Below are 13,676 nucleotides of genomic sequence, written 5' to 3'. Positions count from 1 at the left end.
CAATCCATTCTCAATCGATCAGTTCAGCCAATCGGCAGCCGGTGCAGTCATCCCTCGGGCAGGCTGCGCAGATGCTGTCGTGGCCGGCTGCTCCGTTGTTTTCACTGACCGCTCTTTCAACTACTTTTAACAGTGCTTCGTACCGTTCCACCGTTTCCGCCGCCGGATATTTGCCGTTTTTCAAGGCCGACGCGGTGGGCTTGGATACCCCCAAGACCGCCGATATTTCGCTTAATGTGAGATTCATGCGGCATCGCGGCGATTTGCAAACCAGTTGAGCGCGGCATCCAGGATGCCCATCGTGAGCGCCTGGCTGTTGTTGAGTTGCGCCAACCGCAGGCATTCACCGGCGAGTTCCACGGCTTCGCCCCAGTTGCCTTTTCTGCATCCGGTCCAAAACCGGGTGGCGATTTCCTTGTCCACTTCGCCAAACTTTGGCGAGAGCAGGAAACGGGCGCAGTCGGCGCGATCCAGGTGGCCCATGCGTACGCGCTTGGCACCGATGCGGCGGCCGAGTTGCAGCAGCAGCGGTTTGGTGCGCGCGTTGGCGAATTGCCGTTCATACAGTTCGGTACCGACCAGCAGGACGGCAAAGCCGCATTCGTCGGCGATGTAGCGCAGCACTTCGAGTGCTTGCCATTTGAGCTTGTTGGCTTCGTCGACGATTACCACCGGTTTTTTTGCCCCTTGTTGCGGGTATTTTTCGAGCAGTTCTAGCCAGCGTGTCGACGGGCCTTCTATTTCCAGTCCGGCTGTGATTCGCGCCACCAGTTGATAGCGTGTCATGCCTTCGTGGCAGCAGATGCGCACGCCGTCGAATTCATTCAGTACCGCGTGCGCGGCTTGCGTTTTGCCGGTGCCGGTTTCGCCGACGATTTCACCGACTGCCGCGCCGTCTGTTTCGATCAGCAGTTGCGCGAGTTGCAGCGCTTCGCGTACTGGTTTGGTTTTTTGTATGTCGATGCCCATTTTTAAGCCCCTTATTTACAGATATTCAAATTCGATTCTGTTTACTAACTGGTCCTGCTTGCATTTATTGTAAAAACAAAACATCCGAACGAAGTCCTGCGGTAAAAACTCAGGGAATCCCTCCAGGATGCAATCCTCTTTTGTGATCACATTCAGCGGTTCTGCTCTTACGTTCACAACCCTAATCATTCCGAGCCGCGTTACTTTTTGGCCTTTTCGCAACCCCATAGATTTCTCAACACCGCATAAAACCGTTCCTGGTTTCAGGTGCGCCCACCCTAAGCGTCGCGTCACTGTTTTTGTTTTTTCCAGAAAAGCGCACCTGGTTAATCCAAAGCTCATGTTCCTAGCCATACTTAGCTCTCCATATCGCGTCTTCCGGATCCTCATCCACGTTCCAGCGTTTGATTTTGGTGTGATCCGTTTTATTGGCCGCTTCGATCAATGCCGCCTCGGCTCTTTGTTCCAGTGCCTTTTTCTTGGCTGCGATCAGCGCCTTGGCTTCGTCCGACAGCTCGACATGCGTGGCCTCTGCCTGCGCTCGCTCGACGGTTTGTTCAACGCCCATCAGTTGCCCGCGCGATCCGATGACGTCCATGACATCAATCGTTTGCACTTGGCCTGCCATGTTTTCAATTACTTTGTTGAGCACGCCACGGCGGCGACCCGCTTCGACCGCTCCGGCGTTATCGAGCAGGCCATATTTGTGATTCGGTAGCGCAGCCCCCAAAAAGCGGCCGTCATCGAACACAAACAGGCATTGCGGGTCGTGTTTGGGGTAACGCACGTCGACTTTTTTATCCAGCCCCACCAGGAAATCCGCGTACCATTCGCGCCCGGCATAGTTGATGATGCCTGCGCGCACTTGGCGTTTTTCTTGCTCCGAGAATGCGAGCAGGAGCACTTCGCGGTCGACGCGCACCGGTTTCCAGCCGTTGTTCAGGTGCATGTCCAGCGCTTCTTGCGGGGATTTGCCGTTTAAGTGCCCGCTTTGCGGGGTGGCGTGGTAGTCGGCCATGGCGGCTGCGACGAAAGCTTGCAATTCATCAAATGGGATTGGCTTAATGGCTTCACCCAGGTTCGCGCTGCGCTTGGTCATGCGGTTGCCGCCCTGGAAGGCGGGGTGCCAGCCAAACAGGTGGCGCAGGTTGCCGAATGCGCCTTCGATCAGTTTGCCGCGCGGTCTGAAAGGAATTGAGCGCACGATTTTGCCGGATGGCGGCAGCGTGGCCGCGATTTCTACACGTGTTGTATTTCCGGACAAATAAGCCAGCTCAGTCCAGGCATTGAGCATTTCTTCCCATTGATATTCCGAGCCGTTATCCAGATATAACCGCATGGCCATGCCGAACGGGGAGGATTCGCACAGGTTGGTAAACGATAAGGCTACGTGCTCTTGCCGCACGCCGGTTCCAGGTGGGCATAGATATAATGTGGTGAACATCCAATTGATTGCGGCGTCCATCCAGCAGATCATGCGCGCGTAGGCAATCGATCCGTCCGGGCGCAAGGTTGGAATGTCGAGCGGCGAGACGTCGCCAAACACCAGGTCACCGGGTTTAAATCCATCGCGGGTGCGGGCGACGGCGGGGAGGTGATTATCGTAAACTGATTTGCCGTCACGCTCCGCAATTCCGAGCAGCCTGAAATCTTTTTCGGCCTCAACGAACCGCTTAGGAAATTTGATTTTGCCAATGGCGCGCGCGGAAGTCTCATCGATTCCGGCTTCGATCATTTTTAAGCCCAGCTTTGCGATAGCTTGCCCCCAGATTTGCTTGGGCGATGTGCCGCCTGCCGCCCACAGGGCACGTACCATTTGCATCAGCTCCTCGGCTAGGGTGATGATCTGCTCGCGCGGAATGCGCAAGCCGGTCATGACGCGCTCGAATTGCTCCGAAACCAGCACGCGCGCTTGGCCTAGATCGGCGCGGTGTTTGTCTACCAGCGCTACCAGACCGCCGTTCTGATAACGCTCGACCCATCTGTAGATGGTGGCTGCCGAGGTATCGTTTTGTTTAGCTATTCCCTCTATAAATGCGCGTCTCCCCGTAAATCTTGCGGGTAGTTTCAATATCGGTTCGATAATTCGCAACCGGAGCGCGGCTTCAGCTATGCGCGCTTCGCGGTTGTCGTCCTGTACTGTTTGCATGATCATTCCGACTTGAATTTCTTGTTTTCCCTCTGAAAAAGACCCGGCATCCGCAGAAAAGGAAGAAACTGCGGAGCCGGATGAAGGGCGTTTCTCGTTAACGCCCGGAGGGAGACTGCATGGCAACGCAGTTCCGCTGAACCCACCCGACTGCGTGGCCGCGCAGTCATCAACGGGCAAGGGCGTACCCGCTTGGATGGGTTCAGCGGAAATGGCTGACATGGCTCGCTGTCTTACTAAAAATTCCTCAACCAGTTGTTGTACCATGATTTTTTGGCCTTTTCTCTCGATATACTCCGGCAGTTCCGAGACGATCCAGACAAGCTTTCCGCCGGTGCCGACGCGAATTCCTGCCGGCCATGACGGGTATTTTTTCCAGCGATTACGCACCGTCCTTTCATCGACACCACAAGCCGCCGCAATCATTACTGAGTCGATTCTGTCTTGGCTTTTCATGCGGCATCCTTTGTCAGGTAGCGTTTTCCGGACAGGTATAATTCCTCGTAGATCGAGTCGCTCTTGATATCCAAATCGCACAGTGGCAATAGAAAATCATTTTCGGCGTCTCGAAGGATTTTCTTGGTCATGGATATTGCATAAAGCCGCGCCCCGGTTATAAACGCATCATCTTTAAATACACACCTGTTTCCTTTTACGCGCACGGCTTGACGCACCAGCGCCTGCGTGATGGCTTCCGCCACAACGCGCCCAAGCGTTACATTGCCAAGACCTATCAGCACTTCAAAAAGACAATCAACATCCTGGTCACGCAAATCGAAATCAATCAACGGCCAGGGAAGCATGTGCTTTCCGTTCTGATTACTCATAATCAAATCATCCCCTGCGCAAGGCTTCGGATGGCAAAACATCATCAGGGATGATCAAGCCATCCTTGATTCCCAACGCGACAGCCACTTTGTGCGCATCGCCACGATTGCCTTTTAAATCTCCACGCAAAACTTTACGCACCGTTTCAGGGTGTACACCGATTTCGTTTGCGAATTGCGGAACTGTCCGTCCGACACGCTTGAAGCGGGATTTCGCTTCTTCTAGTGATACAAGGTTATTTGTCATACAATTCCATTTGATATAAGTTACGATGAGTTCATTATTGTGCAGAATTCTGCACTTGTCAAGGGGTATTTGTGCAGATAAAGGAACAAATTGGGGAGCGATTCAAAGAAGAACGTAAGCTTCTAGGGATATCGCAAACAGAACTCGCTGAATCGTTAGGCGCTTCTCGTCGCTCAATTATTGATTGGGAAAAAGGTGTGGCAACTGCAAACGCGGAAGTTTTATCGTCATTTCATAAGCTTGGCGCAGACATCCTTTATATCCTCACTGGCAAGCGAGAACATAAGAAAATCACGTCTATTGACGACAAAGACCGGCTACAGCTTGCCATTGAAGCTGTTGAAGAAGGACTTGAAGCCATTCAAAAAAAACTGCCCGCAAATAAAAAAGCCGAGTTGATTGTGGCTGCCTACGACTTGATTACAGAACCCGGAAATGCGGGTGAAAAGGTGGTCAAATTGATCCGTTTGGTGGCATAAAGAACTGCAATAATCAGCTTTTATGTGTGACAACTTCAAATATTTTTAATATTTTAAATATATATCTTAAATGTATTTAAAAACAATCATATAAACTGAAGTTGTCACAGATCATGTGTGACAACTTCAAGTGTGACAACTTCGGTTTTTAAGTTGTCACACTTGTTTATAAAAAGGGATATAAAAAATGACTGATCGTGAAGACCATAAAAAGAAGATTATTGACATTATCAAGAGTGCAAATAACGAACAGGAAGATACTCAGCCATCATCAATTTCCGTTAACGGCAACGGTAATATGACGGCTGGAAGAGATTTGAATATTAATCCAATTATCCAGAAGAAGGTCGTTGTAAAGACCGGTGAGGGCGCAATTAATGCCCAACAAAAAGCGGAGATTCAGACGCGGCTAAAAGCTTGGATAGATTCTCATAATTCAGTCAAAAAGACCGAATTGACCTATCCGGCAGCGTGGGGGAAGTTTAAAAAACGCTTTAAAGTTAATAGTTATCATGAACTGCATCAAGACTTATTTGAGAAAGCAGTAAAATGGCTGAACACACAAAAAGCCATTATACAAAGCATGAAATCTGCTCCAAAAAAAGACCCAACTTTTAGGCCCAGCGCTATTCGTTTTATAAAGGCTAGATGCAAGGAACTTGGCGATGAATTTTGTTATGGTGATTATATTCAGCGCCGATTTTCTAAAACCAGTCTGGCTGATCTTGATGATGACGAACTTCGCGCAACTCGTGCGTACATAAGCAAGAAAAAGCCTATTTGATCGACCTCAAACAAGTATTTTTATCCGCAAATCTCATTTAATCCGGCCTTTCATCATTTTTTCACATTTCATTAAATCAATTACTTACACATCACACTTTATTACGTCTCATCACGCTTAGTCTCATATAATCCTTCCTTCCCTAGCAGCGTGCAGACACGTGCGCATATCTCTCGATAAAACTCACATGAGCGGACACCATCATGATTCCTGACGATCCTTCATTACGTGTTTCATTACCGGATGGGCAGCCGGTATTGCGCACCGTGCCGATGCCCGCGAATACTAATTACGCCGGCGATATTTTCGGCGGCTGGATCATGTCCCAAGTCGACATGGCTGGCAGCATCCCGGCCATCCGCCGCGCGCGCGGACGGGTTGCCACTGTGGCGGTCAACTCGTTTGTCTTCAAACAACCGGTATTGGTTGGCGATTTGGTCAGCTTTTACGCCGACATCGTCAAAGTAGGCCGCACCTCGATCACCGTCGATGTCTCGGTCTACGCCCAGCGCGGCGTGCGTGAAGGTGGCGAGGAAGTTTGCATCAAAGTGACCGAGGCGGTGTTGACGTATGTGGCGATTGATAGTAACCGGCGGCCAAGGGCTGTGCCGGAGAGGTGAATTCTGACCGGCTTCGGCTTAACGAATGTTTCTAACTTTAAGCGTATCTGAATTCTGATTTCTCCATTCAGTCATTAAACAGACTAAAGCGGCAGAGCATATCCCGGAAAATTTGCATTCATTAAAACGATTGGTACACGGCGGCGCACTTGCCAGCAGTATCGCATTGCTCATTGATAACGTTAATTAGGTGTTTGCTTGCTGTTTTTCCTCATGGGGTGCGCCGCCGACCGGCGCGAAGGGCATGCCCGAACTCTGGTAAGTATTAACTTGATTTTTACTTCTCCTTATTGCTGAACAGAGAAGATTTTTTACGCTTCTACTTCTCTTTGTTGCTATTTGTCTGCGGCTTACATTGTGCTATATAATTTGGGTGGAATGATAGGGTATTTAAATACGAGTGAGGAGAATGTGCCATGAAAAGAAAAAAACTAAGAATTAACGTATTACCTGCATTTTTAATATCCGTAGGAATTTTCTCTGCTCCGGTAGTTGCGGCAAGCAATACTTGGCACCTTGATGAAACTTTTGCTTCGGGTGCAACATTCAGTGGCGACCTAACTTTTGATAGTAATTTTGACAACCTTTTAAGTGTCACAGGCTTGTTATCTGGTGGTGGTTATGGAAATGTCCCAATCACATGGACATGGTGGGCTGGTACTTTGCAGGCTCCCGTAATTCATTACACCGGTGACTTATCTACCTCTCAAGACTGGCTCATGAGTGGAACACCTGGAATTCCAACAGCTTATACTACACCAGGTTTCCCAGAATTTGATGGAACTGCGGCTTATGATCATTTTATTGGTATTTCTTGGTTAGATCCCTCACCAACGGGTAAGTTAGTACTAGATTCGAGAAATTTATGGTTTTATAGCAGTGTTTTAAATAATGACAGTGGACACAGTGCCGTTTTTGATGCTGTAGTCGATGCTGTCGTATCGCCTATTCCAGAATCAGAGTCCTACTTGATGCTGTTGGCAGGATTAGGATTATTAGGTTTTACATTACGCCATCGAAAATTTGAGAAAACAAGAGTTTAAGCGCATTAGTGAATATTAATAGACTCAAGTTAGTAAACACCGCCTGTCAGTCTTGAGTCTATTAAAATCTCTTGAATCTTGTGGTTATGGAGATTTTGCTTGCCGAAAAACTTCACGCTAGAAGCCATAACGAAATACCTAATAGAAGATATGAACCATGTCTCGATTGATGCGCTTCTCTTTACATCGACTCATCCTACCGTGCTGGTTCGGAAATGATAACTAAATGTCATTTTCCTTTCTAATCTTTGTCAGTTTCAAAAACCGCAACCTGTAACCGCGTATGTTGCATTAACCAAACAATCGGCAATCCTGCATCAGGTTTCTGGCTGATCCGGTCCAGCAATCTCAGCTTCTTCTCGCCCGTCACCACCAGCACAATCTGTTCACTGCTTGCCAGCATTTCCAGCGAAAGACTCATGCGCAGCGATGGCGCGATGGGCGGGGCGACGGCGATGTAGTGATGCGCCGGTAACAAATCCGGGTTCATGCCGGGAAACAGCGAGGCGATGTGACCGTCTTCGCCTAAGCCCAACACTGTCAGGCTGACCGGTAGCGGCAGAGAATCCAGGCGTTGATGGAGGGTTTCGACAGCGTCGAACGGATTGTCGTGTGCGGTTTTTAAGCCAACGAACGGGGTATTGGCCGGGAGGTGTGACAGCAAGTGCTGTTTAATCAATTTTTCATTCGATTGATCGTCGCTGGTATCGACCCAGCGCTCATCGGATAACGTGACAGTAATCCGATCCCAAGGCAGCTTACATTTTGCCAACGCGGGCAGGTAATGGCGCGGGGTGTTGCCGCCGGGGACGACGAGGGTGGCTTGGGGTTTGCGGCTTAAGGTGTCGCGTAGTGCGGCAGCGGCAAATTCGGCGAAGCCTTGGCTTAACGATTCGATATCGTGGTAAACCTTGCGTTGCAGCGGCATGCGGGCGTTATTGCACCAGGCTGCGCAGATCCGGCACGGTTTCGATGTGCGCCGGGAACGGATTCGGATCGCCGGGAAAGACGCGGCCCAGAAAAGCGGTGTTATTGGCTTGCGCGCCTTCCAAATCCGCCATTGCGTCGCCGATCATCAACACCGACTCGGGTTTCAGTCTATGTACTGCCAGAATTTCCGCGATGATGGTTTTCTTCAGCGCCGGAGCACCGCGTACATCAGTAAAGTAGGGCGTGAGGCCGCGGCGTTCGACGATGACTTTGAGCTCGACCTCCGGTGTGCCGGAGGCGACAAATAATGGAATTTTTTGGGATTGTTGGCGGATCAGTTCGATCGCGCCGGGTACGGCTTCGGCGGCGATAACGGCTTCAACGACCAGTTCGGAAAAGCGGATGTCCAGTTGCTGTTCTTCCGCTTCCGTTAGCGGCGGCTGGTTGAGAAAATGTTCCTGAAAATGCCGGAATTTGCGGTAGCGCGACATGCCGCCGTTTTGCGTGTGGAATTGCACCACTTTGGCGACAATGTCGTCGCCATAAGCACGGTACAGTTCGGCAAACGCCTGCGTTTTGATTTTGCCGGATTCGACCACGACGCCGTCGAAGTCGAAAATGATCGCTTGCCAGTTAAGTTTTTTCATGGCTAAGCGCGATTGTCGGATGTGGACGGCGTGGCGTCGTCGTTTTCGTCGCCGTGGTGTAAGTCCTGGTGGATTTCGCGCAGGCAATCGAGAATGCCTTGCCCCAGATCGACATGTTCATTGAGCACCAGCTTGCGGCCAACGCGCGGTTGAAACGCATACGGCGTAATTTCGTAGTGATGCACCGCGTTGGCTTCGTCGAAATGCAATTCCACCGGCCACGGCAGGATTTCCGAGATCATGGTCATGACATCCTTGATGCGTAATCTTTCCTGGCCGGTCAGGATCATGTGCCGGTTGGCGAATTCGGGTGCCAAAATTTGCACGCTCATACGCGCCGCGTCTTCCACGTGGATATATTCGCGCATCGCGTCGCCGCTACCTTTGTAGGTGATGGAATGATGCGCGACCGCTTCGTGCAGCATGCGATAGATGCCGTTGCGTTTGTCGGCGCGGCGGCCGTACAGCGAACCGTAGCGCAGAATGCTGTAATCCAGGCCGTAGCGCTCGTGATAGGTTTCCGTGAAGCGTTCCGCCGCCTGCTTACTGGCGCGATAGAACGAGCCGGATTCGGAATAGACATAAATGCTGCTGGCAAAGACAAAACGGCGCGCACCGGCGATGCGAGCGGCTTCCAATGCGTGCATATTACCCAGCACATTGATGGTGGCGGTGGGAATGGGCTTGTCGTTGGCTTCGTCGATGTCGGCGATCGCGGCGAAGTTATACACGATCGAAGTTCCCTTGGCGGCCTCGATGACTTGATCGAGATTCATGATGTCGCCGATGATCATTTCCTGGTTACTTTTCAGAAACGGCGACGGGCTGCGGTCAAATAACCGCACCCGGTAGCCCGCAGCGGATAATGCGTCCGCGACATGGCTGCCCAAAAAACCGCTGGCGCCAAATACCACAACCTGTTCATTCACCATAATGCTATCCGTTATTGACGAGACCGGCTTTGATCAAACCCTGCAGCAGATTTTCCGCCGCTTCGATTTCCATGCGCTGGCGCGATTCGCGCGCCAGCGATCCGACATGCGAAGTCAGAATGACGTTGCCGTTTTCGATGAGCGGGCCGTGATACGGTTCCTGCTCAAAAACATCCAATGCCGCGGCGCTGACTTTGCCGGACTGCAATGCGGCCAGCAGCGCGCTTTCATCGACCAATCCGCCACGTGCGGCGTTGATGACGATGACCTCGGGTTTCATCGCCGCAAATGCTTTGGCATCAAGCAGATGATGCATAGCCGCGCTGTAAGGCGTGTGCAGCGTGATGATATCGGCGGTTGCCAGTAATTGTTCCAGCGATACTAACGTCACGCCATCCGGTACCTGCGTGGCGAACGGATCGTGCGCGATCACCGTGGCTTCAAACGCCTGGCATAAGCGCGCAACGCGGCGGCCGATGTGTCCCAGGCCGATGACGCCGACGGTTTGGGCCGCGAACAAGCGGCCTTGCGTGCGCGGCCATTCGCCATTGCGCACTGCGTGATCAATTGTGTTGATTTGCCGCAATAAGCTCAGGATGTAACCGAGCGTCAGCTCCGCCACGGCCTGCGCTGGTGCTTCCGGTGTGTTCAGCACTTGAATGCCGTGATTTTTCGCTGCCGCCAGATCGACGCTATCCATTCCAGCGCCACAGCGTGAAATGACTTTCAGATTCGGCGATGCCTGGAATACTCGCGCGGTCAGCGGCTCGATCCCGGCGATCAAGCCGGTGGCGCCGCCGTTCAGCAATTCGATGATTTCATCTTCGGTGAGTTTACGCTTATGCGGATTGGTGATGACCTGAAAACCTTGTTGCAACAAGCGCTGGATGACCGGATTGTTGCCGGTATCGAACGACGAAGTGGAAATGACCAATGAGTTCATGATGTTTTCAATGTTGCGCGAATGCTTTGTAAATGGGTGCGGCAAATCGAATCGAGAATACGGATATCCAGCGCGTAGCCGAGGAAGTTGAAACCGGCTGCGATGCGTTGCTGTAACGCCTGAGGATCGGGTTCGATGACATGAATACCACCCGGTTTACCGGCGCGGCGGCCGGCTTCCAGCACTTGCGCGATGGCCGCTTGCACGTCCGGATGATTGAGATCGCCGGGGCGTCCCATCGAGCCGGATAAATCGTACGGACCGATGATATAGGCATCGATGCCGGGAACAGCCAGAATCTCATCGATGGCTTTGACTGCGTCGACATGTTCGATCATGACGACAATCACGGCATTTTCTTCCAGCCACTGGCGGTAAGCCTGGAAACTTGCGCCGTAACCTTGCGCGCGCGCCAGACCGACGCCGCGTTGCCCGCGCGGCGGATAATACACACCATCCACGGCTGCTTTAGCGTCGGCGGCGGATTTGATCATCGGCACCATGATGCCGGTTGCGCCGGCGTCCATGACGCGCTTGATCTGATCGGGATGATTCGACGTGAGGCGCACGATAGCCGGGCATTGCTTGGCATCCAGCACTTGGATGATCATTTGCACTTCGCCGAGTTCCAGCACGCTGTGCTCCATATCCAGCACCAACCAGTCGAATCCGGCGGATGCCATGATTTCGGCAATCGATGGATGCCCCAGCGTGACCCATGAACCGATGGTCAATTCGGACCGGTTCAATCTTGATTTTAATGACATGATCGTTCCTAATATTGGGACAGCAGCGGATCTGCTGCCATCAGTTTCTCGACGCGCGCCAGATCCTCCGGGGTATCCACCGCCTGGGTATTGTATTCGGTAGGTACCATCTTGACTTGCATGCCGTGCTCAAGCAGCCGCAGCATGTCGATGGATTCTAGCTGTTCCAGCGGTGTCGGTGTCAAATGTGTGTATTGATACAAGGTGCTGCGGCGGAAAGGAATGATGCAGACTTGCTTGTAAGCGGCTGTATTGGCGAAACCAGTTTTGGCGATTGTCGGAATCGGGCGGCGCGACATATACAGCGCGTCATTGTGCTGATTCATGACGACTTTGATGGTATTGGCGTCGAGGTAATCGGCTTCATGGTCAATTTTGCGCACCAGGTTGACGCAACCCAGTTTCGGATCATCTTTGAAAGGCGCTACGGCGGTATCGATCATATCGGGGTGTGTCATCGGTTCATCGCCTTGCACCATGACGATCAGATCGGCATCCAGGTAGACAACCGCTTCCGCGACGCGATCGCTGGCGCGTTCGTGTATATCGGATGTCATGATGACTTGCGCGCCGAAACCTTCCGCGACTTGGCGGATTTCCTCGTCGCAGGTGGCGATGTAAGTGGCATCAAGCGATTTGCTCATCGCCACGCGTTTGTAAATATGTTCAATCATCGGGCGTCCGAGGATTTTTGCGATGGGTTTGCCTGGGAAGCGCGATGAGCCCATGCGGGCCGGTATGACAGCGATTGTTTTCATGAAAATGTCGTGTGATGAATTAATGGTTGAGTACAAAAAAGTTGCCGCCGAAGGCAATGCGCTGATTATCCGGTTTTTCCTCTATTCTGGGCAATATGTATTGCTAAATTTAACGCATGTGTTGTTTCACAGCGATTATTATAAAGCCGGTATGGATGCGTTACTGGTAATTGCAGGGTTGCCAGAGTAAAATGGCGCGCATTTGCAGAATCTGCTGTTTAAACTGGGAAAATACCTGAAATGCTGCGAATCCTGAATAACGTTACCGTTGCATCGCCGCTATGAAAGCGCTTTTTTTTCTTCGCCACTATAACGACATCGATCATGTTACACCGGTTATCTACAAATGGATTGGATCGGGTCATCAGTGCGATGTGGTGCTGATCGGTTCCACCCAATTCCGCCGTGATTTCCGCGTTAAATACCTGGGTCAACTGCCGGGTGTGCGCGTGGCGCATATGAAAGAGCTGTTTCCGCTGACCGTGTATATTAAATGGCGTTTACAGATGTTGATGTTGACGCGTAATGTGCGGCGCATTACAGCGATCGGCAAGTTGGTGGAAAAAGTGGCTGAGCGCTTTGATGAAAAACGGCGTGAACCGTTGTGGCGGCATACCGCCGGATTCCTGTTGAACCGTTGTTTCGGCGATACCGGTAAGGGTGTTGTGGCATTCGATTGGATCGAACGCAATTCGGTAATTTGCGTGGAGTGGGTCGAGGTTGTCATTGCGATGGCGAAAGCAAGGGGGCTGGGTACGGTTTCGCTGCCGCACGGCGATAGTCCGCATTACAGCCAATTGATCCGCCGCGGCGAGCGGCGCGTTGAACCCGATGTCACATTTTCGGCGGCGACGATGTTCGATAAGGTGGTGGTGCCCAATGAATTATGCGCGGTGCGTTTCCGTCCTTTTATGAGTGAAAGCCAACTGGCGGTGTTGGGTTCGCCGCGTTATTGCGAAGAGTGGCTGAAAATACTCGCCGGATTGATGCCGCTTTCACCGCTGACGCATTCGGACAGCCGGTTGAAAATTGTCATGTTTCTGAGAAAAGCCAACTTCACGACGTTCTGGGAAGAAGTGGGCGAAGTGGTTCATATGATCGCCGGGTTTCCCGGTGTGGAATTGGTCATCAAACCGCATACCCGCAGCGGCTGGAAGCAGTCGCTGACCACGGACAGTTCGATCAAAAAACTGCCCAATGTGCGTGTCGCCGGTGACGATGCGCATTCGGTTCATCTGATGAACTGGGCCGATGTCATCATCGATCTGGCGACTTCCGTGGTGTTTGAAGCCGTGCGGGCAAAAAAACCGGTATTGGCCGCCGATTATTTAATCGCGGCGCGTTCGGCGGTGGCGTATTATATGCCGGAAACCGAACTGAGATGCCGCGACGATGTGTACGAGAAAATCAATCATTTTCTCAACAACGGCTGCGATTCTTTCTATATCGAAGAACATCGACAGCGTTTTTTAAAAGAAATGCTGGATTATCCCGATGCCGATGTGCTGCCTCGTTATGTTTCTTTGCTTGAACAGTTAGCGAGTTGAATTACACCGTCAGATAGCCGGGTAAAGGGCAGGT

General features: G+C 51.6%; 17 protein-coding genes and 1 pseudogene. 6 read left to right on the top strand and 12 right to left on the bottom strand.

The window, feature by feature from the left end; genetic code table 11:
• Positions 1–10: 10 nt before the first annotated feature.
• The 6 genes from HRU77_06215 to HRU77_06190 are packed head-to-tail and all read right to left on the bottom strand — an operon-like array spanning position 11 to position 4,192.
• Positions 11–247, bottom strand: coding sequence for a helix-turn-helix transcriptional regulator (locus HRU77_06215; GenBank protein QOJ20322.1), 237 nt, complete (start codon positions 245–247; stop codon positions 11–13).
• Positions 244–963 (bottom strand): ATP-binding protein, encoded by a 720-nt coding sequence (locus tag HRU77_06210; GenBank protein QOJ22079.1) that lies wholly within the window; start codon positions 961–963, stop codon positions 244–246. Before HRU77_06210 ends, HRU77_06215 begins: the two co-directional genes overlap by 4 nt.
• A 21-nt stretch (positions 964–984) precedes the next feature.
• Complete coding sequence (locus HRU77_06205; GenBank protein ID QOJ20321.1) at positions 985–1,323, bottom strand: ASCH domain-containing protein; 339 nt, start codon at positions 1,321–1,323, stop codon at positions 985–987.
• Positions 1,316–3,574 (bottom strand): helix-turn-helix domain-containing protein, encoded by a 2,259-nt coding sequence (locus HRU77_06200; protein QOJ20320.1) that lies wholly within the window; start codon positions 3,572–3,574, stop codon positions 1,316–1,318. Before HRU77_06200 ends, HRU77_06205 begins: the two co-directional genes overlap by 8 nt.
• Positions 3,571–3,945 (bottom strand): hypothetical protein, encoded by a 375-nt coding sequence (locus HRU77_06195; protein QOJ20319.1) that lies wholly within the window; start codon positions 3,943–3,945, stop codon positions 3,571–3,573. Before HRU77_06195 ends, HRU77_06200 begins: the two co-directional genes overlap by 4 nt.
• A 7-nt stretch (positions 3,946–3,952) precedes the next feature.
• Complete coding sequence (locus tag HRU77_06190; GenBank protein QOJ20318.1) at positions 3,953–4,192, bottom strand: DNA-binding protein; 240 nt, start codon at positions 4,190–4,192, stop codon at positions 3,953–3,955.
• A 71-nt stretch (positions 4,193–4,263) separates the two neighbouring features.
• Between HRU77_06190 and HRU77_06185 the strand changes: the two genes are divergently transcribed.
• The 4 genes and pseudogenes from HRU77_06185 to HRU77_06170 all read left to right on the top strand — a co-directional run bounded on the left by HRU77_06185 (position 4,264) and on the right by HRU77_06170 (position 7,118).
• Positions 4,264–4,671 (top strand): helix-turn-helix transcriptional regulator, encoded by a 408-nt coding sequence (locus HRU77_06185; GenBank protein ID QOJ20317.1) that lies wholly within the window; start codon positions 4,264–4,266, stop codon positions 4,669–4,671.
• A gap of 187 nt (positions 4,672–4,858) precedes the next feature.
• A complete protein-coding gene (locus HRU77_06180) occupies positions 4,859–5,455 on the top strand; it encodes a hypothetical protein (protein QOJ20316.1) in 597 nt (198 codons plus the stop codon).
• A gap of 203 nt (positions 5,456–5,658) precedes the next feature.
• Complete coding sequence (locus HRU77_06175) at positions 5,659–6,075, top strand: acyl-CoA thioesterase (GenBank protein QOJ20315.1); 417 nt, start codon at positions 5,659–5,661, stop codon at positions 6,073–6,075.
• Positions 6,076–7,013: 938 nt separating this feature from the next.
• Positions 7,014–7,118 (top strand): annotated as a pseudogene (locus HRU77_06170) (PEP-CTERM sorting domain-containing protein).
• Between the two features lie 241 nt (positions 7,119–7,359).
• On the opposite strand, the gene pgl reads toward HRU77_06170, so the two are convergent.
• From pgl to HRU77_06140, 6 genes are read right to left on the bottom strand one after another with little or no spacing between them, the layout of a single operon-like run.
• Complete coding sequence (gene pgl / locus HRU77_06165; GenBank protein ID QOJ20314.1) at positions 7,360–8,046, bottom strand: 6-phosphogluconolactonase; 687 nt, start codon at positions 8,044–8,046, stop codon at positions 7,360–7,362.
• 7 nt (positions 8,047–8,053) lie between these two features.
• Positions 8,054–8,695, bottom strand: a complete 642-nt coding sequence (locus HRU77_06160) for an HAD family hydrolase (protein QOJ20313.1) — start codon at positions 8,693–8,695, stop codon at positions 8,054–8,056.
• A gap of 2 nt (positions 8,696–8,697) precedes the next feature.
• Positions 8,698–9,627 carry an NAD(P)-dependent oxidoreductase gene (locus tag HRU77_06155; protein QOJ20312.1) on the bottom strand — a complete coding sequence of 310 codons (930 nt, stop codon included), beginning with the start codon at positions 9,625–9,627 and terminating at the stop codon, positions 8,698–8,700.
• Between the two features lie 4 nt (positions 9,628–9,631).
• Positions 9,632–10,570 carry a phosphoglycerate dehydrogenase gene (locus HRU77_06150; protein ID QOJ20311.1) on the bottom strand — a complete coding sequence of 313 codons (939 nt, stop codon included), beginning with the start codon at positions 10,568–10,570 and terminating at the stop codon, positions 9,632–9,634.
• On the bottom strand, positions 10,567–11,337 hold the full coding sequence (locus tag HRU77_06145) for a 2,4-dihydroxyhept-2-ene-1,7-dioic acid aldolase (protein QOJ20310.1): 771 nt from the start codon (positions 11,335–11,337) through the stop codon (positions 10,567–10,569). Before HRU77_06145 ends, HRU77_06150 begins: the two co-directional genes overlap by 4 nt.
• A gap of 8 nt (positions 11,338–11,345) precedes the next feature.
• The gene (locus HRU77_06140; protein ID QOJ20309.1) at positions 11,346–12,095 is read right to left on the bottom strand and encodes a 3-deoxy-manno-octulosonate cytidylyltransferase; all 750 of its coding nucleotides are present in this window, start codon (positions 12,093–12,095) and stop codon (positions 11,346–11,348) included.
• Between HRU77_06140 and HRU77_06135 the strand changes: the two genes are divergently transcribed.
• Positions 12,076–12,285, top strand: coding sequence for a hypothetical protein (locus HRU77_06135; protein ID QOJ20308.1), 210 nt, complete (start codon positions 12,076–12,078; stop codon positions 12,283–12,285). The genes HRU77_06140 and HRU77_06135 overlap by 20 nt on opposite strands.
• Before the next feature lie 91 nt (positions 12,286–12,376).
• Positions 12,377–13,642, top strand: coding sequence for a hypothetical protein (locus HRU77_06130; GenBank protein ID QOJ20307.1), 1,266 nt, complete (start codon positions 12,377–12,379; stop codon positions 13,640–13,642).
• Positions 13,643–13,676 lie beyond the last annotated feature (34 nt).

This window comes from Gammaproteobacteria bacterium (assembly GCA_015709615.1).
Lineage (GTDB): Bacteria > Pseudomonadota > Gammaproteobacteria > Burkholderiales > Nitrosomonadaceae > Nitrosomonas.
This window is presented reverse-complemented; position numbering and strand designations above follow the sequence as displayed.